We start from the raw sequence: 17,814 nt of genomic DNA on the forward strand, positions 1-17,814 counted from the left end.
TCCGGGGGTTCGCGGCCAGCCAGGCGCGGATCTCGGGTCGCTTGTGTGCGGCGTAGTTGTCCATCACCAGGTGCAGTTCCTCGTCCGGGTAGGCCTTGGCGACCTGCTTGAGGAAGCCCAGGAACTCCTGGTGCCGATGCCGCGGCCTGACCGCGGCAGTCACCTTCCCGGTGGCGACCTCCAGCGCCGCGAACAGGGCCGTGGTGCCGTGCCGGACGTAGTCATGCGTGCGCCGCTCGGGAAAGCCGGGCTGCATCGGCAGCATCTTCTGCGTCCGGTCCAAAGCCTGAATCTGCGACTTCTCATCGACACAGAGCACGATCGCGTTCTCCGGCGGCGCCAAATACAGCCCGACCACGTCGGTCACCTTCGCGACCAGTTCCGGGTCGGTGGAAAACTTGAACGTCTCCGCCCGCCAGGGCTGCACCCCATAGTCACGCCAGGCCCGGGCCACCGTCGCGTTACCAACTCCCAGCCTCGCGGCCAGCAGCCGGCTCGACCAGTGCGACACCCCCAGCCGCTTCGGCGGCGGCCTCAACGTCGCCGCCACGATCGCTCGATGATCCACCAGACGCGGCCGACCCGAACGCGGCTCGTCCTCCAGCCCCGCCAGCCCACCCTCCTCGTAGCGGCCACGCCAACCGACCACCGTCTGCCGGGTGACGCCGACCTTGTCCGCGATCGCGGTGTTCGACACCCCGTCCGCAGCCAGCAACACAATCCGCGCCCGCTGCGCCAGACCCGCCCGCACACTCGAACTCCTCGTCAGCGACACCAACCGCTCCCGGTCACCATCACGCAAACCCAACGCCGCCGCAGCACGATTCGCCATGCCCCATTCTCGCCCAGACCTATACGCCTAGAAACTAATGACACGCCGCACTAGAACGGGCACCTCGGATCGACAGTCGGGTTCTGCCGGAACGGGCGCCTAACCCTCGCGGCGGCGTGGCAGGTGCCGGGTGTCGATCAGCTCTTGCGCGATGTCGCGTAGCTTGGTGTTGGTGTGTTGGGAGTAGCGCTTCAGTACGGCGAACGCCCGGTCTTCGTCGATGCCGTACCGCTCCATCAGAATTCCGATCGCCTGGCCGACCATCGTCCGGGCATCGACTGCCTGGGCGAGATTCCGCTCGTTGCGGACGGTCACGATGGCGACCGACGCATGCATGGCCAGCAGATGAGCGATGGCCTCGTCGTCAGGCCCGAATGCGTCCGGCGTGACGCTGTACAAGCCGAGCACGCCAACCGTCTCCCCGGCGGTGGTCAGCGGCACGTCCAGCACGCTACGCACCCCCGCGGCGCTGACCTTCGCCGCCCACTCCGACCATCGTTGCTCAGTCGCAGTGTCGGCCACCAGCACGGTGGCACGGCTACGCAGGGACTCCACTAGCGGCCCCTCGGCCGCGGTCCACTGAGACCGGAAGACGTCAGCAACAATCGGACTGGTGACGGCCGGTATCTCCGGCTGATGTCCCTTGACGGCCAGTGCGACGCCCGCATGAGAACAGTGCAGAGCCTGCAACGCGAAGTGCACCACCGTCTCGGCCGTCTCCTCGATGCCCTCGGAGCGATGCAACTCGAGCGCCAACTGAGCGAAACGAACCGCAATCTCGTCGTCAGCTCCCGGCGCGCGTTCGGGAGCCCCCGACTCCGTGCCGCGACCAGGCGGCACATCCCCGTGATCCATGCCTCCCATCCCGTCCGCCTCTGCCACTGTGCCACCGACACTCAGAAGCCGGTGACGAGCATGTCGTCGATGTCGTAGGTCAGATTGCTGTGAACAGCCGTGACGCCGGCGACACGGGAGGCCGCAAAGACGGCGTGTTCCACCTGACTTCGGTACGTCAGCGCTCCCTCCAGCGTGACGGCCCCGGCCTCAACCTGAACTGCGAGGTCTGCCGGTTCCCGCGCAGGGCGGACCCGATCGCGCTGCACGGCGGCCTGGACTTCAGCGGCGAGTTCGTCATCGGACCGCCGGTAGATTGACAGCAGGTCGCGCCGCGCCAGTAGGCCGGCGAGGCGTCCGGTGCTGTCAATCACACACAGAGCCGGAAAGCCCGGGATGATCAGCCGGCGCACTGCTTCGCTCAGGCCCGCTGAGCAGGCAATAGTCGGCGCCGGCGAACTCATCAGCTCAGCAGCTGTCGCAGCGTTGGCCTTGCGGCGTCGTCGGCGGCCGGCGCTACCGAGAATCAGCGGGGCCGGATCGACACCACCGTGAAACTCGAGGTTCACCAGTACGTCGTACTCGGTGATCACGCCGAGCGGCACCCCGCCGTGGACCACGGGTACGACGCCCGCGTCGGAGGCGAGTAAGGCACATGCAACCTGCTTGAACGACAGCTCTTGGGTCACGACGACCGGAGACCGGCTCATGACCGTGGCGACGATGGGCTCCGGCATCGCTCCCACCTCGTTTCGGGCTTGCTAAGATTAGCAAGTCTGCAACCTCGATGGAATCAGGGAGAGGAGCCGTCCCGTGCGTAGGCCCCTCTACGAAGTCAAGGCGGAGTTCTTCAAGACGCTCGGCCATCCCGCCCGGATCCGCGTCCTGGAGCTGCTCAGCCAGCGCGACCATTCGGTCGCCGAGATGCTGCCCGACATCGGCATCGAAGCGGCCAATCTCTCCCAGCACCTCGCTGTGCTGCGCCGAGCCGGTCTGGTCACGTCGCGCAAGGAGGGTGCGGCCGTGATCTACTCCACGACCACTCCGTACGTGGCAGAACTGCTCGGCGTCGCCCGGCGGATACTGACCGGGCTCATCACCGATCAGATCGAACTCCTCGACGACCTGCGTGAACCCGCCGGGACAGTCGCAGGAAGCGGGCGCCGGTCACCCTGAGCCGCAGTCGCCCATCCACCGACCGTCGGCGCCCGGAGCCGCCGGACGACCTCGCTGCCGTTTCCAGCAGATCCCAGGCACAGGCGAGAATACGGCCATGAGGATTCTGCTGCGGGTCAGACCGGGCGCCTCCCGAACGGCCGTCGGTGGCCGGTACGACGGTGTAGCCGGCCCGGCCCTGGTGGTCGCGGTGACAGCCCGCGCAGTGGACGGCCGGGCGACGAAGGCTGTCCTGGAGGCGGTCGCAGCTGCGTTCGACGTGCGACGCTCGGCGGTAACGCTGATACGCGGCGCAACCAGCCGCGACAAACTGGTCGACATCCAGGGAGCGGAGAGCAACATCCGCCTGAAGCTCGAAGGACTGCTCGACTGAAGCACGCGGCTTCCGCCGCGAGGCAGCACTTGACTGACTCCAGTGGTCAGAAGATGGCGAAGCCGGTGATGGCGGTGGGGAGGAGGCCGAGGAGCAGCCAGGGTGAGAGGGGTGTGCGCTGGAAGATGAGGCGTACGCCGGCGACGGTGAGCAGACCGATGACGCCGGACATAATCCACAGGCCGACTCCCCGAGCGTGGTCGGTGTCGGCGACGCCGATGCTGTAGACGGCGAGTGAGACAGCGGGGACGCTCCCGACGTGGATCAGGATGACGGAGGCGACCCAGCGCTGGACCGTTTCGATCTTCATCGGCTTTGGCTGTCGACGTCTCACAGGTCATTCCCGGCGTAGGAGAGGTTGAAGCTCTTGTTGGTGAGGGGGAAGTCGGGAACGATCGTGTCGGCGAGGGCGACCGGGAGGGCCGGCCAGTTGAAGAACGACGGATCGACGATCTTGAGCCGGGACACGGTGTTGTCGGGGCCGATCTCGACCCGGTGAGCGATGGTGCCGCGCCAGCCTTCGACGAGGCCGACGCCGGATGTCCGGCCGGCGGCGAGCCAAGTGGGCTTGGCCGTCTCGGCGCTCAGAGGCGGCCGAGTTGCCAGTAGGTGGGTGATCAGGGCTACCGAGCTGTGGATTTCGTCGACCCGTGTGAGGAGTCTGGCCAACACATCGCCGGCGGTCTGGGCAGCCGCGGCGACTCCGGTTGTCAGCGCGGTGAAGGGATGATCGCGGCGGGCGTCGTGATCACTCCCGCTGGCGCGGGCGACGTACCCGAGCGTGCCGATGTCGCGGGCCTGGTCGAGCGTCAGTACGGCCGTGCCGGTCATCCGATCCAGTACGACGCTGTTGTCGAGGGCGATGTCGACGACCTGCTGGAGGTCGGCGGCAATCGCGCTGAGCACTCCAGGGTCGGGCAGAGCGCGGACATGGGCCGCGCCTGGCGTGATCGCGCCGCGGAGAAGGCGGTGACCACTGACGTGCTTGTTCAGGCGGAGCAGTTGTTCGCGGATGCGCTGGGCATGGGCGTTGGCGATGCCGTAGCCGACGTCGTTGCACAAGGCACCGATGTCGGTGACGTGGTTGTAGAGGCGCTCGAGCTCCAGCAGGATCGCTCGCAGTACCTGCGCCTGCGGTGGAACCGGCCAGTCCCGGGCTTCTTCGACCGCGAGGCAGAAGGCCAGGGTGTGCCCGACCGTCGTGTCTCCGGACACCCGCTCGGCCAACGGCAGAGCATCCGCGATGACCTTGCCTTCGGCAAGTTTCTCGAGGCCTTTGTGGACGAACCACAGTCTGGCCTTGAGCTTCAGGATGGTCTCCCCGACGACCGAGAACCGGAAGTGTCCGGGCTCGATCAGTCCCGCGTGGATCGGTCCGACCGGAATCTCGTACACCCCGGTCCCGCCGACAGTGATGAACGGGTACGGCTCATCGGTGTCCGCGAAGGTCGGCGGTGGCCCGGCGTCGCGGCGCATCGGGTACCAGTCGTCCGGCCAGTGCTGGTGCAAGACCAGCCGCCGCGGTAGGGGATGGTCCGTCACCTCGATGCCGAAGAGGTCGTGCAACTCGCGTTCGAATCTTCCGGCCGGGAAGGACAGCGCGGCCAGGCTGGGGATCCGAGGTGCTGATCGGCTGGTGGTCAGGACCAGCTCGACGCGGCGGTCTGGCTCGGCGGCGATGAAGAGGTAGACCACACGGAACGTTTCTGGATCGTCGTGGGCGGCGATGAGAGCGAGTCGATAGCCGTCGTCGAGCAGCGCCGTCGTGCGAGCTGCCAGAGTCGCGGCGGTGACGGCCGTCTGACGGCGGTTCGGGTAGGTTCTCGGGTCCGGGCTCATCGGGAGCCCACGATCAGGCCGGCGGTGTCCAGGAGCGGGCCGAGTGGCCAGTCGGCGAGCCCCAGTACGCCGAGTATCACGAGCGCCGCGACCAGCGGTGCGGCGGTGGACGGTCGCAGAGCAGCGCTCGGTGTTCCGGTGGACTCGGGGCCGAACAGGATGCCCGCTGCCTTGGCGGTGACGGCTACGAAGACGCCGAGCAGAAGCACCAGTACGGCGGCCATCACCCAGTCCAACCCTGCGCCGATCCCGGCCCGGATCAGGCCCAACTCGCTGGCGAAGAGGCTGAACGGCGGAAACCCGAGCAGCGCGGCCAGTCCGACCGCGAACACGCCGGCCAGCACCGGCGCGCGGAGGAACAACCCGCGGACCCGGTCGATCCGGGTGGTGCCCTCGCGGGCGAGGATCTCCCCCGCGCCGCAGAACAACACCGCCTTGCCGAGACCATGCCCGACGATGTGGAGCAGAGTCGCCGCGATCGCCAGCGGCGTACCGATCGCGACGCCGATCGCGGCCAGCGCCATGTGCTCGATACTCGAGTAGGCGAGCAGCCTCTTGTAGTCACGCTGCGCCAGGAGCAGCCCGGTGGCCAGCAGCAGCGAGCCGAGTGCGACGGCCAGCAGGAGGCCTCGGACGAAGCCGGGGTCGACGCTCGCGACGGCGATCACCCGGTACCGGGCCAGGGCGTAAATCGCAACCGGGAGCAGAACTCCGGACATCAGCGCGGACACTGGCGCAGGTGCCTGGCTGTGCGCGTCGGGCAGCCAGCTGTGCAGTGGGACCAGACCCGCCTTCGTGCCGAACCCCAGCACCAGCAGAGCGAACGCGAGCCGCATGACTCCCGGGTCGAGGTCACCGGCGTGGGCGGCAAGCACGGTCCAGTCGAGGGTTCCATGACCGGCGATCCCCGCCTGCTTGGCGGCGTAGTTGACGAGCACAGTCCCCAAGTAGGCCAGTGCAATGCCGACCGAACAGATGATCACGTACTTCCACGTCGCCTCGACCGACTTCCTGGAGCGACGATGACCGACCAGGAACGCGGTGACGATCGTGGTCGCCTCGACCGCGGCCCACAGCAACCCCAGGTTGTTCGCCAGGACCGCAAGCACCATCGCGGCAAGGAACAACGACACAAGTACGCCGTACCGTCGAGCGCCGGTCGCGTCGGTGTGTCCCGCACGGAGCTCGTCTTCCATGTAGCCAAGGCCGGACCACGCGGCGATGATGCCGACGCCGCCGATGACGATGAGCATCAGGCCGGACAGCGCGTCGATCCGCAGCCAGTTGCCAGCAGCAACGACGCCGGCGTCGGCGGTCCAGAATGCAGTACCAGCGCCGACCACGAGAATCACCGCGGCCGCCGAGATCGTCGCGATGGCGACCGAACGCCGCCAGCCCATCAGGACCGTGGCGCCGGCCGCGGCCACCGGCGCCACGATCGGCGCGGCAACCAGCAGTACGGCGGCGCCACCGGTGAGATCGGCGCTCATCGGCTCTCCCCCTCAACGAGTCGTGCGGCCATCAGTCGTGCAGCTCCCGGAGCTCGTCGATGTCGGTCCCGCCGAAGGTCACCTTCAGCCGGGCCGTCAGGACCTGCAACACCAGAACGACGAGCAGCACGTCGAGCGAGACCGCGAGTTCGACGATGCCCGGCACACCGCCGGTGATCAGGAAGGCCGTGGTCGCGATGCCGTTGTCGAGCAGGAGGAACCCGACGATCTGCGACAGCGCGCGCCGCCGGGTCACCAGGACGAAGAACCCGAGGAGCACCATCGCGAGCCCCACCGGAACCGCCTGGGTCTCGGCCGAGGGTGCCAACCGCACGATCGGGCGGCTGGCGGCGTACGCAAGCAGGATGAGCAGGGCCGCCGCGACGATCGAGGCGGTCACATTGATCAACGGCTCGGTCTCTCGTGCCTCGCCGCTGTCCCGCAGCACCCGGCGAAGAATCCCCGGTACTACGACCGCCTTCAGGACCAGGACGCCAAGACCAACCACCGCCAGCTCGAGGCTGTCCAGCCGGACGGCGAGGATTCCAGCCAGCACTCCGAGCAGAATGCCCTGCACGGCCAGCAGGCGGACGATCGCCGCCAGCTCACGTCGCCAGAGCACCATCACCGACGACAGGAGCAAGCCGCCGCAGGTCAGGTAGAGCCATTGAGTTGTCACGATCACGCCAGGAAGAAGGAGGACGAGACAGCCAGGACACCGAACAGGAACGAACCCGCGAGCAGCTCGGGCACGCGAAACAGCCGCAACTTGGCCATGAACACCTCGCCGGTCGCCAACGCCATACCCAGCACCGCGACCTTCATCACGAAAGCGGCGACACCGATCAGCAACGCCACCGGCGAGTCCGTCGTGGCAACGCCCCACGGCAGGAACAGGTTCGCCCACAATCCCAGCAACACCGTCAGCCGCAGCGCCGCAGCGAACTCGACCAAAGCGAGGTCGCGCCCGGAGTACTCCAGCACCATCGCCTCGTGAATCATCGTCAACTCGAGGTGCGTCGACGGATTGTCGACCGGCAACCGACCGGCCTCCGCCACCACGACCACCGCTAACGCGACCGCGGCGAGCAAGGTCGCCGGCGACAGCACGCTGGCCGGCGACTGCTGTCCACGTTCCACGATCGCCGACAAATTGGTCGACCCGACCCGGGCGGACAACGCGAAGCCGGCGAGCAGGACCGTCGGTTCAGCCAGTGCCGCCACAGTGATCTCACGGCTGGCGCCCATCCCGCCGAACGCCGTACCCGTGTCGAGTCCGGCCAGCGCGAGCGCGACCGTACCGAGCAACAGCAACGCGACCACGGCAAAGAGATCCGCGACACTGTCCAGCGGCGAGACCGTGGAGACGAATGGCGCCACCAAAGCGATCACCAGGGTCGTCGCCACCAGCACCGCCGGCGCGGCGGTGAACACCCAACTCGATCCCGCCGGCGAAATCGGCTCCTTGCGGAACTGCTTGCGCAGATCGCGCCACGGCTGCCCGGCACCGGCACCCGCGCGCCCCTCGAGCCTCGCGCGGACCTGCCGCATCAGGCCGACCAGGTACGGCGCCACGACGATCAGCAGGACTAGTTGCACGACAACAGCGACGGCGCTCATGTCGTCAGCCCCACCACGACGAGGACCGCGATCAAGCCGGCCAGCCCGAGCGCGAGGTACCTGTGGACGCTGCCGTTCTGCAGCCGGCTCAGGACACCACCGGCTCTCGTCGCGGCGGCCACGATCGGTGGGTACAGCGATGCTTCGAGCCGATCATCGACGCGTTGCCGGTACTGCACGCTCTCGATCAGGTACTGCGACTCCGCATGGTGCGTGACGTCGACGTCGGACTCCGGTCGCAATACGTCGTCGAAGACCCGGGTCAGCGGCTCGGCGAACGATGTCGCGGTGTACTCCATCCGCGGGTCCAACCGGGTACCACCGCACCCCCACACCAGCGACCGGCGCCGCGGCAGGCCGCGCTGGATCACCACGACGCCCAGCAGCGCCGCCAGCACGAGGCCGACCAGAATCAACAGCGGTGACATCGCGCCCTCGACACCTGTCAGGCGCAGCGTCACGCCACCTTCCATCGGGTCGCCGTCGTGGACCGAAGGCAGTGTCCCGAGAACCTTGGTCAATGCCGGTCCGATCGACGCCGGGGCGATGGCCAGCGATGCGCAGGCGGCTGCTGCGACAAGCATCGCCACGCGCATGATCCTCGGCGCTTCCTGCGCGGCCGCCGCCGGCTCGGACCGTGGGCGAGCCAAGAAGCCCACCCCGAACGCCTTCACGAAGGTCGCCACTCCCAGCCCCGCAGTCAATGCAACGACGCCGACCGCCAGCGGCATCGCAACGGCCACAACCGTGTCCGCGCCAGGCAGGCCATGGATCAGTCCCTGCAGCAGCATCCACTCCGAGACGAACCCGTTGCCCGGCGGGAGTGCGGCCGCTGCCAGCGCTCCGATGCCGAACAGTGCGGTCGTTGCCGGCATCCGCGACACCAGCCCACCGAGGCCGTCGAGATCGCGTACGCCGGTCGATCGCACGACCGATCCGGCGCCGAGGAAGAGCAACGTCTTGAAGCCCGCATGGTTCAGCGCATGCAGCAGCGCTGCCGCGATCAGTAAGCTCGCCAGCGTGCGATTGCGGTCGGCCGCGAACATCCCGCCCGCGCCGACGCCGATCAGGATCAGTCCCATGTTCTCGGTCGTCGAGTAGCCCAGGAGTCTCTTCAGATCCACCGCGACGCTGGCCTGCAGTACGCCGTACACGGCGGACAAGCCGCCCAGAATCAGCACCAGCAGCCACCACCAGCGGGGGCCACCGCCGAGGAGGTCGAGACCCACCCGCAGGATGCCGTAGATGCCGAGCGTCACCATGGCAGCCGACATCAACGCCGACACCTGACTCGGTGCCTCCGGATGGGCTCGTGGCAACCAGACGTGCAACGGCGCCATTCCGGCCTTCGAGCCGAATCCCACCAGGACCAGCACGAAGATCACCGATCGGGTCGTGGCCGGCACCTGAGCGGATCGGAGCGCGTCGAACGACTCGCCTCCTGCCTCAGCGGCGAAGAGCACGAGACCGAGCAGGATCGCAACCAGGCCGGCGTGCGTCATCGCGCCGTACCAGACGCCTGCGTCACGCACCGCCGGTCGCAGCCGGTGCTCGGCGAACACCAACGCCAGCGAGGTCAACGCCATCAGTTCCCACAGCAGCAGGAACGTCGTCACGTTCCCAGCCACCGGCACCAGGATCATCGCCGCCACGAACAGCGGCAACAAGGCCTGCGCCGTCCGCGAGCCCACACCGGTCTCCCCCGCGTGATCCGTGTAGCCGATGCTGTACAGCCCAGCGACGACGGCGACACCACCGATCAGCACACAGAACACGCCGGACAGCGCGTCCACGGCGACCACTGCCTCGCTCAACGGAATCAACTGTGGCACCGTCGCCGTGTAGGTCGCACCGCTGAGCGCGAGGACGCCGGCCAGCACACCGAGAGCCCCGGTCGCGGCCGTGGACAGACCCGCCGCAACGGCCCGTGGACGCGAATCGGTGACAACTGCGCTCAGCGCTCCCAGCCCGGCGACCACCAGTACGCCGAGCAGCGCCCAACCAATCGTCATCGGCCGGTCAGATCCCGCAGCGCCTCGATGATCTCCGGTGGTTCCGGCGGGCATCCGCGCACCACGACGTCGACAGGGATCACGTCGGCAACCGCGCCCTCGACCCCGTAGCCACCGGCAAACACACCGCAGTTGTGAGCACAGTCCCCGACCGCGACAACGCGTTTGGGTGCCGGCGTCGCGTCGTACGCCTTCCGCAGCGGCTCGGCCATGTTGCGCGTCACGGGGCCCGTCACCAGCAACACGTCCGCATGACGCGGTGACGCGACCAACCGGGCGCCGTACCGCTCGGCGTCGTACACAGGTCCGAAGGCCGAGCCGATCTCCACCTCGCACCCGTTACACGACCCGGCATCCACATGCCGCACCTGCACCGATCCACGCAGTACGGCGTCTCCCTCACCCGATCGCCGTGGCGCCGGCTCCGCCACCCGGCCGGTCTCGCGGATCTTTCGCAGCAGCGCTCTCACCGCGCAGCCCGCCGCACCCGGGCCCGACCGGACGCCAGCGCATCGGCGCGAAGACCGTCCAGCAACTCCGCCTGTTCCGAGAGCACCGAGGTCAGGATCACGCGCGCCACAGCCAGCAACTCGGCCACGTGTGGGCTGGTCAACGAGTAGTAGACCTGCACGCCGTCCTTGCGCGTCGTGACGAGACCGGCCCGGCGAAGAACCGCCAACTGCTGCGACAGGTTCGAGGCCTCCAGGCGGAGCTCGGGCAAGAGTTCAGCGACTGCCATCTCCCGCTCGCTCAACAGCTCCAGCACCCGGATCCGGGCGGGATGCCCCAGTGTCTTGAAGAACTCCGCCTTCAGCTGGTGCAGCGGTGTGGTCATGCCTCCGCCTTCCATCACTACACATCTTGCGCAATGCATGCGATCATGAATTGAAGAATTCTGCAACTCTTGTGTACGGTGAGGGCACAGGTCACAGCCGGACGGGAGACCATGGACGCGTTCACCGAGGAACTGCGACAGCGAATCACCGCCGCCCGGAGGGAGCTTCGCGCCGCTCAGGAAACCGGGGATCTCGACGCCGAGCGCGTCTACTCCGGCGAACTCGACAGCCTCCTCCGGCTGGCCCTGGAAAACGGGGTGACCGTCCCTGCCGGCGAAGAAGTCTGAACAAGCCGAATCCGGCCCAGCGGACGATGAAAAGAGCGACCGCCTTGCTCTACGAAGTGACCTTCACCTCCCGCGAGCCCGACGCACCCACGCGCACCGTGACGGATGCGGCGGGAGTCAGCGAACTCGTTCGCCAAGCCGCGGCGACCGGCTCCCGGGTTCACATCCGCCCGCTACCCGACGACTCGGGCACGGCAACTTCACAGTGAGCCGGCCAGCCAGGACCAGGCAACTTCGAACTTCTTCTCCAGCCTGACCCGGACCGCCTCCGCCACGATCTGCTCCAGTCCCTTACCCACCACTGGCAGCGACGCGGTGACGTGCAACTCGAAGGCCTGGGTCGTACCGCGCCCCTCGGGGACGATTCGTGTCCTGCCGGTAAGCCTCACCGGCGCACCCGCGACCTCGCCGTCGACCTCCGCCTCACGCGCGCCGTCGACGTCCGGCCGGTGCCAGAGCTTGTTCTGCGCCAGGACCAGCGAGTGACCGACGAGCCTTCGTGCGACGACCGGCACGTCGACCGGTTGCGTCTGCCAATGAACTCGGACGGCCCGGTCGTCACCGGAATCCCCTACCTCGACGTCGTACGACCGCGCCCTCATGCGCTCGAACACCTGCTCCTGGAAGGTGACATCGGTGATCATCGCGAACACCTCCTCCGGCGAGGCGTCGTACGACGTGACGAGAGTCAGATCCATGGTCCATGTTTACACCTGGTTCAACTGTGCGTGAGTGATAGGTTTTCAGCTGTGGAACGTCGGCGTCGGAGAGTTGACGCCCCTGCGGCCGAGCCGGAGGTGCGTCGGGTGAGCCGACCTCTGTATCAAGTGAAGGCCGAGTTCTTCAAGACGCTCGGGCATCCCGCGCGCATCCGGGTGCTGGAACTGTTGAGCGAACGGGATCACTCGGTTGCCGAGATACTGTCCGACGTCGGCATCGAGGCGACCAGCCTGTCCCAGCAATTGGCCGTCCTGCGCCGATCCGGATTGGTAACGACCCGCAAGCAGGGTTCGACAGTGATCTACTCACTGACGAGCCCAGACGTCACGGAACTGCTCAGAGTCGCCCGCACGATCCTCACCGGAATGCTGTCCGGTCAGGTCGAACTGCTGGAGGATCTCCAGGAGCCACTGCCCGCACCCCAGCCCGATCGTTGACCTGCGCAACAACCCGGCCTGGCAGCTGAAACCCGCGGGATTACTGGTCGCGAAGGACGGTGGCGAGTTCGCGGCCCCGGATCACGATCCGGGGCCGCAGCGCTTTACGTACGAGCGGTCAGGCGCAACTGCGGATGCGGCCAGCGGGTGCGGAGCCAGCGGTCGTGCGTCGCCAGAACCGTAGCGCCAAGAGTGGTTCCGAGTACCTGTTCCAGTTCATCGGCCAGGAGCGGGGACAGGTGGTTCGTCGGCTCGTCGAGGAGGAGAAGCTCAGGCGGGTCGGCGATCAGCAGAGCCAGCGCCAGGCGGCGGCGTTGGCCCACAGACAGGCGACCCACGGCTGTGTCCAGGCGTGGACTTGCCGACGCCGTTGGGGCCTGAGACGAGCAAGTGATCGCCGGGCCGCACCTCGAGACGATCCAGAGTGAGCCGACCAGGGATGTGGATGTCGCGGAGGGAGATGAGGGGCTCGGTCTGCTCTGCGACCGGTCTCGTGAGGGGTGGGTGGAAGCGGAGTGAGTCGGGTGGTTCGGGGACCTGGTTGCGTTCCAGCGTGTCCAGGGCCGGCCAACAGCCGCAACAGCGTGGTCTTCCCGACCCCGTTCTCCCCGATCAGACCGATCCGGTGCCCGGGTGACGCGGTGAGCGATACGCCGTCGAGCACTCGGCGCGTACCGAACGTACGGACCAGATCCCGGGCGATCAGAGCCGGCGCGCGACCATCCGCCCGTACGTCAGCCACGGGGGTCCTGAGCGCCCGTCTCCTGCAATCTCTGCTCGTCGAGTCGGAGCCACCTGGACACCTTGATCTCGGCGAGGAACCGCGCGTCGTGGCTGACGACCACGAAGGCACCTTCGTAGGCATCAAGGGCGCTTTCGAGCTGGCTCACGCTGAGGAGGTCGAGGTTGTTGGTGGGCTCGTCCAGGAGGAGTAGCTGAGGGGCGGGTTCGGAGTAGAGGACGCAGGCGAGGGTGGCGCGGAGGCGTTCGCCGCCGGACAGGACGCGGACCGGAAGGTGGATGCGCGAGCCGCGGAAGAGGAAGCGGGCCAGGAGATTCATCCGCTGTGCCTCGGGCATGGCGGGGGCGAAGGCGGCCAGGTTCTCGGCGATGCTGCGGTCGAGATCGAGCAGGTCCAGGCGTTGGGACAGGTAGGCGATCCGGCCGTCTGCTCGTTTGATCTGGCCCGCATCGGCTTCGAGGTCGCCGTGGATGAGCCTGAGCAGGGTCGACTTCCCCGCGCCGTTCGGACCAGTGAGGGCGATGCGCTCCGGGCCGCGGATGGAGAGGTCGGCGCCGGAGAAGATCTCGCGTCCGCCCAGCTCCACTCCAAGACCCTCGCCGTGGAAGACGGTGCGCCCCGCCGGCACGTTCGTCGCGGGCAGTTGCAGAGCGATCTTCTGCTCGTCGCGGACTGCCCGGCCGGCCTCGTCGAGCCGGGCCTTGGCGTCGTTGACCCGCGCGGTGTGCGTCTCGTTGGCCTTGCCGGCCGACTCCTGCGCGTTGCGCTTCATCGTCCCGGCGAAGATCTTCGGCAGGCCCGCGTTGCCGAGGTTCTTGCTCGCGTTGCTGGCCCGCCGCGCGGCGCGTTCCCGGGCCTGCTGGAGTTCACGCTTCTCGCGCTTGACCTCCTGCTCGGCGTTCCGCACGTTCTTCTCAGCGACGTCCCGGGCCGCCCGCACGGCTTCCTCGTACGCCGTGAAGTTGCCGCCGTACGAGCGGAGTTCGCCGCGATCCAGCTCCGCGATCCGGTCCATCCGGTCGAGGAGGGCGCGATCGTGGCTGATCACGAGGAGGCAGCCGTTCCAGTCCTCGAGGACGTCGTACAGCTTGCCCCGGGCAACGAGGTCGAGGTTGTTGGTCGGCTCGTCGAGCAGCAGGACGTCCGGCCGCTTGAGCAGCTGCGCCGCCAGGCCGAGTGAGATGACCTGACCTCCGCTGAGCGTGCTGAGATTCCGCGCGAGGTCCAGGTCGCCGAGACCGAGCCGGTCGAGCTGAGCGACGGTGCGCTCCTCGATGTCCCAGTCGTCCCCGACCGTGGTGAAGTGTTCCTCGGCGACGTCACCGGACTCGATCGCGTTCAAGGCGTGGATCACCGGTGCGACGCCGAGCACCTCCGCGACGGTCAGGTCGCCAACCAGTGGCAAGGTCTGCGGCAGGTAGCCGATCACCCCTTCGGCAGCGACGCTGCCCGCGGTGGGTCGGAGCTCTCCGGCGATCAGTCTCAGCAGAGTGCTCTTCCCGGCACCGTTCGGAGCCACCAGACCGGTGCGGCCGGCACCGACCGCGAACGACAGCCCGTCGAAGACAGGCGTGTCGTCGGGCCAGGAGAAGGACAGGTGGGAAACGACAAGAAACGCATCAGACATGCGGACAAACCTCGAGGTGAGATGCCGAGCGCGCAGCTCAGCGGGAGACAGGAAGACGGAACGACGAAAAGGCCACGGCTACCTGAGCCAGCGGCCTGTCACCTCGGGACTCACCCGGAGATGTCGTCGACACCCACCACGTCTGATCTCCTCCAGAAAACTCGCTGCCCACGGTAGCAAACGACGCGAGCCGCCGGCTCCACCGAGCGTCAGTCGTCGAGGATCAGCTCGGCAGCGCGTTCGGCAATGGCGTAAGCGGTGGCGTTGGCCGACCGGGTGGCAGCACGAGACATCGTCGCCACAGGAACGCAAGAACGACAGCGCCTGCCGGTCGGCGCCGGTGCGGGAACGGCTTACGGACTCGCTCGCGAGGTCTTTCGGCCCTGCCCTGCCTTCGTTCCATCCAAAACCATGAAGTCATGGCCGATGACAGTCCGAGGCGCCGCGGTGACGCATCCCTCGGCAAACGCGAGTCGCAGGTCGAGAGATGGGCCTCGACCCGGCGGCCGTACCTGGACAACCTCAAGGTCGTCCTGATCGCCGCGATCATCGTCATCCACGCCGTCCTCGGCTACGCCTCGATCGAGGTGTGGACCTCTACCGAATTTCGCGAGGTCACCTTGACGACGGCGACCCAGGTCGTGCTGTTCGCGCTGGTGAGCCCGTTCGCATTCTTCCTGATCGCCCTGCTGTTTCTGGTCGCCGGTCTCCTCACCCCGTCATCACTCCAGCGCAAGGGCACAGCCCGCTTTCTCGGTGACCGGTCTCCTCGACGCTGTCGCCGACGCGGCGGGCGGTTGGCACTGGCCTGCGGTCGCTTTCGCTGCCGTCGACGCCGTACTCACTGTCTTCGGGTCGGTATGGCTGCTGAGCGTCGCACAGCATCGGCTGGAGCGGAGGTATCGATGGGGCCCAGTCCTGAGCCGTAGCGCATATGGCGCGTTCATGCTGCAAGCCCTGTTCCTGCTCGGGTTCGCGGTCGTCCTTCGCCCCATCGGGCTTCCCGCGGAAGGCAAGGCGCTGGTCGTGGCGATCGCCGGTGTCACCTGCTCGTTCGCCGCCGCCTGGCTCCTGATCAGCCGCGTGCCCGGGTTCGCCCGGATTCTGTGAGTCAGGCCAAGGCGAGGAAGAGCTTCTCCATCTTGGCCACGTCGACATCGCTGCTGTCATCGGTGAGGCAGTGTTGCAGGCCGGTGCTCACGATGGCGTACCCGGCGCGTGAGAGCGCCTTGTTGACGGCTGCGAGTTGGGTGAGGACGGACTCGCAGTCCGATCCTTCCTCCATCATCCGGATCACGCTGCCGAGGTGCCCGTGGGCACGCTTCATCCGCGTGACGATCGGCTTGATCTCGGTGGGTTCGAGGTCCATCAAAAGCCCTTCTTCCAGGTTCAGGGTGGCCAGTCTATATCCCCCCGGGGGGATGTGTTACGGTCGAGGGTATATCCCCCCAGGGGGATCCAGATCCGATGCGGGCACCCTCTGCCCAGGAAAGACACTCGCAAGTGAGAGCACGATGAGCGACTACAGCAACCTTGCATCGACCGAATCGCAAGGCCCGGAGTTGCCCGGCGTCAGCCTGACCATCCGGGCCATCGACACCCCGTCGCTGGGCGACCGCAGCTACCTCGTCCACGACTGCGAGGTCGCGTTCGTCGTCGATCCGCAGCGCGACATCGACCGCATTCTGGAGATGCTGCGGGCCGACGGCGTTCGGCTGACGCATGTCTTCGAGACCCACATCCACAACGACTACGTCACCGGTGGTCTCGCATTGGCCCAGGCCACCGGGGCGACGTACCTGATCAACGCCGACGACAAGGTCTCCTTCGACCGCACGCCGATCCACGAGGGCGAGATCGTCGAGATCGGTGACCGGATGCGGGTCCGCGCGATCCACACGCCGGGGCACACCTTCACCCACCTGTCGTATGCCCTGACCGCCGCCGACGAGCCGATCGCGGTCTTCACCGGCGGGTCCCTGCTGTACGGCGCGACCGGGCGGCCCGACCTGCTGGGTCCGGACCACACCGACGCCCTGGCGCGCCACCAGCACGCCTCGGCCCACAAGCTCGCCCGCACGTTGCCCGACCAGACCGAGATCTATCCCACTCACGGGTTCGGCTCCTTCTGCTCCGCAACCCAGTCCGAGGCGACCGAGTCGACCATCGGGCAGGAGAGAGGTGCGAATCCGGTGCTGACCCAGGACGAGGAGGACTACGTCCGCGAGCTGCTCGACGGCCTGGGTGCCTGGCCGGCGTACTACGCGCACATCGCACCCGCGAATTCTGCCGGGCCGAGCGCTCCCGATCTGTCCCTTCCCGGAAAGGCCGACGCCGCCGAACTGCGGCGCCGCATCGAAGCAGGCGAATGGGTCGTCGATCTGCGCAACCGCACCGCGTTCGCGGCCGGCCACGCCCCCGGCACCCTGAACTTCGGCCTCGACGGGGCGTTCTCGACCTACGTCGGTTGGCTGATCGCCTGGGGAACGCCGGTGACCTTGCTGGGGCAGACGGCAGAGGATGTGGCCCAGGCGCAGCGCGAGCTCGTGCGGATCGGGATCGACCGTCCGGCGGCACAGGCCACCGGAGGGCCGGAGAACTGGAGCCTCGACGCGCCTGTGTCGTTCCCGACCGCCACCTTCGGCGATCTCGAGCAGGTCCGGCACCATCGCAAGGTCGTCGTCCTGGACGTCCGCCGCGCGGAAGAACACGACTCCGCGCGGATCCAGGGCGCTGTCAACATCCCGATCCACGAACTCCCGCAGCGGATAGCGGAGGTCCCACCAGGTGAGGTGTGGGTGCACTGCGCCGGGGGGTACCGCGCCTCGATCGCCGCGTCGTTCCTCGACGCCGCCGGACGCAGACCCGTCGCGGTCGACGACCAGTTCGAGAACGCGGCGAAGGCCGGGCTCGACCTCGTCGGACCGCAGGCGTGACCTACCAGGCCGATCGTCCTCGCCATCGTCGCCGGGGCTCTGATCGGGCTCTC

23 protein-coding genes are annotated in these 17,814 nt (G+C 67.6%); 7 read left to right on the forward strand and 16 right to left on the reverse strand.

Annotated features, from left to right (window positions below):
- The 3 genes from AB0E63_RS37945 to AB0E63_RS37955 form a co-directional block, all read right to left on the reverse strand.
- Positions 1 to 832: IS630 family transposase (locus AB0E63_RS37945; RefSeq protein WP_360377087.1), on the reverse strand; the 832-nt coding region annotated here is incomplete at its 3' end.
- A 99-nt stretch (positions 833 to 931) separates the two neighbouring features.
- Positions 932 to 1,687 (reverse strand): GAF and ANTAR domain-containing protein, encoded by a 756-nt coding sequence (locus AB0E63_RS37950; protein WP_360377089.1) that lies wholly within the window; start codon positions 1,685 to 1,687, stop codon positions 932 to 934.
- A gap of 41 nt (positions 1,688 to 1,728) precedes the next feature.
- Positions 1,729 to 2,403: a CBS domain-containing protein gene (locus AB0E63_RS37955; protein ID WP_360377092.1), complete on the reverse strand. Its 675-nt coding sequence runs from the start codon at positions 2,401 to 2,403 to the stop codon at positions 1,729 to 1,731.
- Positions 2,404 to 2,479: 76 nt separating this feature from the next.
- Between AB0E63_RS37955 and AB0E63_RS37960 the strand changes: the two genes are divergently transcribed.
- Both AB0E63_RS37960 and AB0E63_RS37965 read left to right on the forward strand, forming a co-directional pair.
- The gene (locus tag AB0E63_RS37960) at positions 2,480 to 2,842 is read left to right on the forward strand and encodes a metalloregulator ArsR/SmtB family transcription factor (RefSeq protein ID WP_360377095.1); all 363 of its coding nucleotides are present in this window, start codon (positions 2,480 to 2,482) and stop codon (positions 2,840 to 2,842) included.
- Between the two features lie 97 nt (positions 2,843 to 2,939).
- Positions 2,940 to 3,215: a DUF167 domain-containing protein gene (locus AB0E63_RS37965; RefSeq protein WP_360377098.1), complete on the forward strand. Its 276-nt coding sequence runs from the start codon at positions 2,940 to 2,942 to the stop codon at positions 3,213 to 3,215.
- A gap of 46 nt (positions 3,216 to 3,261) precedes the next feature.
- Here AB0E63_RS37965 and AB0E63_RS37970 read toward each other — a convergent pair whose 3' ends face one another.
- The 8 genes from AB0E63_RS37970 to AB0E63_RS38005 are packed head-to-tail and all read right to left on the reverse strand — an operon-like array spanning position 3,262 to position 11,011.
- Positions 3,262 to 3,525, reverse strand: a complete 264-nt coding sequence (locus tag AB0E63_RS37970; protein ID WP_360377101.1) for a hypothetical protein — start codon at positions 3,523 to 3,525, stop codon at positions 3,262 to 3,264.
- 20 nt (positions 3,526 to 3,545) lie between these two features.
- A complete protein-coding gene (locus AB0E63_RS37975; protein ID WP_360377103.1) occupies positions 3,546 to 5,054 on the reverse strand; it encodes an NADH-quinone oxidoreductase subunit C in 1,509 nt (502 codons plus the stop codon).
- Entirely contained in the window at positions 5,051 to 6,544 is a 1,494-nt protein-coding gene (locus AB0E63_RS37980; protein ID WP_360377106.1) for a proton-conducting transporter membrane subunit, read from the reverse strand. Before AB0E63_RS37980 ends, AB0E63_RS37975 begins: the two co-directional genes overlap by 4 nt.
- A gap of 31 nt (positions 6,545 to 6,575) precedes the next feature.
- Positions 6,576 to 7,229: a hypothetical protein gene (locus AB0E63_RS37985; protein ID WP_360377109.1), complete on the reverse strand. Its 654-nt coding sequence runs from the start codon at positions 7,227 to 7,229 to the stop codon at positions 6,576 to 6,578.
- Positions 7,226 to 8,164 carry an NADH-quinone oxidoreductase subunit H gene (locus AB0E63_RS37990; protein ID WP_360377112.1) on the reverse strand — a complete coding sequence of 313 codons (939 nt, stop codon included), beginning with the start codon at positions 8,162 to 8,164 and terminating at the stop codon, positions 7,226 to 7,228. Before AB0E63_RS37990 ends, AB0E63_RS37985 begins: the two co-directional genes overlap by 4 nt.
- Complete coding sequence (locus AB0E63_RS37995) at positions 8,161 to 10,176, reverse strand: proton-conducting transporter membrane subunit (protein ID WP_360377115.1); 2,016 nt, start codon at positions 10,174 to 10,176, stop codon at positions 8,161 to 8,163. Before AB0E63_RS37995 ends, AB0E63_RS37990 begins: the two co-directional genes overlap by 4 nt.
- A complete protein-coding gene (locus tag AB0E63_RS38000) occupies positions 10,173 to 10,646 on the reverse strand; it encodes an oxidoreductase (RefSeq protein WP_360377118.1) in 474 nt (157 codons plus the stop codon). The genes AB0E63_RS37995 and AB0E63_RS38000 overlap by 4 nt, the downstream gene beginning before the upstream one ends.
- Positions 10,643 to 11,011 (reverse strand): metalloregulator ArsR/SmtB family transcription factor, encoded by a 369-nt coding sequence (locus AB0E63_RS38005; protein ID WP_360377121.1) that lies wholly within the window; start codon positions 11,009 to 11,011, stop codon positions 10,643 to 10,645. The genes AB0E63_RS38000 and AB0E63_RS38005 overlap by 4 nt, the downstream gene beginning before the upstream one ends.
- A 111-nt stretch (positions 11,012 to 11,122) precedes the next feature.
- On the opposite strand from AB0E63_RS38005, the gene AB0E63_RS38010 reads away from it, so the two are divergent.
- A complete protein-coding gene (locus tag AB0E63_RS38010; RefSeq protein ID WP_360377124.1) occupies positions 11,123 to 11,299 on the forward strand; it encodes a hypothetical protein in 177 nt (58 codons plus the stop codon).
- A 200-nt stretch (positions 11,300 to 11,499) separates the two neighbouring features.
- On the opposite strand, the gene AB0E63_RS38015 is transcribed toward AB0E63_RS38010, so the two are convergent.
- A complete protein-coding gene (locus AB0E63_RS38015; protein ID WP_360377127.1) occupies positions 11,500 to 11,997 on the reverse strand; it encodes a DUF2505 domain-containing protein in 498 nt (165 codons plus the stop codon).
- A 108-nt stretch (positions 11,998 to 12,105) separates the two neighbouring features.
- Between AB0E63_RS38015 and AB0E63_RS38020 the strand changes: the two genes are divergently transcribed.
- On the forward strand, positions 12,106 to 12,456 hold the full coding sequence (locus AB0E63_RS38020) for a metalloregulator ArsR/SmtB family transcription factor (RefSeq protein ID WP_360377130.1): 351 nt from the start codon (positions 12,106 to 12,108) through the stop codon (positions 12,454 to 12,456).
- A 104-nt stretch (positions 12,457 to 12,560) separates the two neighbouring features.
- Here AB0E63_RS38020 and AB0E63_RS38025 read toward each other — a convergent pair whose 3' ends face one another.
- The 3 genes from AB0E63_RS38025 to abc-f are packed head-to-tail and all read right to left on the reverse strand — an operon-like array spanning position 12,561 to position 14,825.
- Entirely contained in the window at positions 12,561 to 12,794 is a 234-nt protein-coding gene (locus AB0E63_RS38025) for an ATP-binding cassette domain-containing protein (protein WP_360377133.1), read from the reverse strand.
- Positions 12,743 to 13,309 carry an ATP-binding cassette domain-containing protein gene (locus AB0E63_RS38030; RefSeq protein WP_360377236.1) on the reverse strand — a complete coding sequence of 189 codons (567 nt, stop codon included), beginning with the start codon at positions 13,307 to 13,309 and terminating at the stop codon, positions 12,743 to 12,745. Before AB0E63_RS38030 ends, AB0E63_RS38025 begins: the two co-directional genes overlap by 52 nt.
- Entirely contained in the window at positions 13,191 to 14,825 is a 1,635-nt protein-coding gene (gene abc-f, locus AB0E63_RS38035) for a ribosomal protection-like ABC-F family protein (RefSeq protein ID WP_360377136.1), read from the reverse strand. Before abc-f ends, AB0E63_RS38030 begins: the two co-directional genes overlap by 119 nt.
- Positions 14,826 to 15,244: 419 nt before the next feature.
- Between abc-f and AB0E63_RS38040 the strand changes: the two genes are divergently transcribed.
- Positions 15,245 to 15,754 (forward strand): hypothetical protein, encoded by a 510-nt coding sequence (locus tag AB0E63_RS38040; protein WP_360377139.1) that lies wholly within the window; start codon positions 15,245 to 15,247, stop codon positions 15,752 to 15,754.
- Between the two features lie 16 nt (positions 15,755 to 15,770).
- Positions 15,771 to 15,935 carry a hypothetical protein gene (locus tag AB0E63_RS38045; protein WP_360377142.1) on the forward strand — a complete coding sequence of 55 codons (165 nt, stop codon included), beginning with the start codon at positions 15,771 to 15,773 and terminating at the stop codon, positions 15,933 to 15,935.
- A 1-nt stretch (position 15,936) separates the two neighbouring features.
- Here AB0E63_RS38045 and AB0E63_RS38050 read toward each other — a convergent pair whose 3' ends face one another.
- Positions 15,937 to 16,194, reverse strand: a complete 258-nt coding sequence (locus tag AB0E63_RS38050; protein WP_360377145.1) for a metal-sensitive transcriptional regulator — start codon at positions 16,192 to 16,194, stop codon at positions 15,937 to 15,939.
- A gap of 145 nt (positions 16,195 to 16,339) precedes the next feature.
- Between AB0E63_RS38050 and AB0E63_RS38055 the strand changes: the two genes are divergently transcribed.
- On the forward strand, positions 16,340 to 17,761 hold the full coding sequence (locus AB0E63_RS38055) for an MBL fold metallo-hydrolase (RefSeq protein WP_360377148.1): 1,422 nt from the start codon (positions 16,340 to 16,342) through the stop codon (positions 17,759 to 17,761).
- Positions 17,762 to 17,814 lie beyond the last annotated feature (53 nt).

The sequence above is a fragment of the Kribbella sp. NPDC026596 genome, assembly GCF_040638415.1.
Taxonomy (GTDB): domain Bacteria; phylum Actinomycetota; class Actinomycetes; order Propionibacteriales; family Kribbellaceae; genus Kribbella.

Bases quoted from the DNA above. Each gene is read 5' to 3' on its own strand.
- AB0E63_RS37950 (WP_360377089.1), bottom strand. From the start codon at position 1,687: ATGGATCACGGGGATGTGCCGCCTGGTCGCGGCACGGAGTCGGGGGCT.
- AB0E63_RS37955 (WP_360377092.1), bottom strand. From the start codon at position 2,403: ATGCCGGAGCCCATCGTCGCCACGGTCATGAGCCGGTCTCCGGTCGTC.
- AB0E63_RS37965 (WP_360377098.1), top strand. From the start codon at position 2,940: ATGAGGATTCTGCTGCGGGTCAGACCGGGCGCCTCCCGAACGGCCGTC.
- AB0E63_RS37970 (WP_360377101.1), bottom strand. From the start codon at position 3,525: ATGAAGATCGAAACGGTCCAGCGCTGGGTCGCCTCCGTCATCCTGATC.
- AB0E63_RS37975 (WP_360377103.1), bottom strand. From the start codon at position 5,054: ATGAGCCCGGACCCGAGAACCTACCCGAACCGCCGTCAGACGGCCGTC.
- AB0E63_RS37980 (WP_360377106.1), bottom strand. From the start codon at position 6,544: ATGAGCGCCGATCTCACCGGTGGCGCCGCCGTACTGCTGGTTGCCGCG.
- AB0E63_RS37990 (WP_360377112.1), bottom strand. From the start codon at position 8,164: ATGAGCGCCGTCGCTGTTGTCGTGCAACTAGTCCTGCTGATCGTCGTG.
- AB0E63_RS37995 (WP_360377115.1), bottom strand. From the start codon at position 10,176: ATGACGATTGGTTGGGCGCTGCTCGGCGTACTGGTGGTCGCCGGGCTG.
- AB0E63_RS38005 (WP_360377121.1), bottom strand. From the start codon at position 11,011: ATGACCACACCGCTGCACCAGCTGAAGGCGGAGTTCTTCAAGACACTG.
- AB0E63_RS38010 (WP_360377124.1), top strand. From the start codon at position 11,123: ATGGACGCGTTCACCGAGGAACTGCGACAGCGAATCACCGCCGCCCGG.
- AB0E63_RS38015 (WP_360377127.1), bottom strand. From the start codon at position 11,997: ATGGATCTGACTCTCGTCACGTCGTACGACGCCTCGCCGGAGGAGGTG.
- abc-f (WP_360377136.1), bottom strand. From the start codon at position 14,825: ATGTCTGATGCGTTTCTTGTCGTTTCCCACCTGTCCTTCTCCTGGCCC.
- AB0E63_RS38040 (WP_360377139.1), top strand. From the start codon at position 15,245: ATGGCCGATGACAGTCCGAGGCGCCGCGGTGACGCATCCCTCGGCAAA.
- AB0E63_RS38045 (WP_360377142.1), top strand. From the start codon at position 15,771: ATGCTGCAAGCCCTGTTCCTGCTCGGGTTCGCGGTCGTCCTTCGCCCC.
- AB0E63_RS38050 (WP_360377145.1), bottom strand. From the start codon at position 16,194: ATGGACCTCGAACCCACCGAGATCAAGCCGATCGTCACGCGGATGAAG.
- AB0E63_RS38055 (WP_360377148.1), top strand. From the start codon at position 16,340: ATGAGCGACTACAGCAACCTTGCATCGACCGAATCGCAAGGCCCGGAG.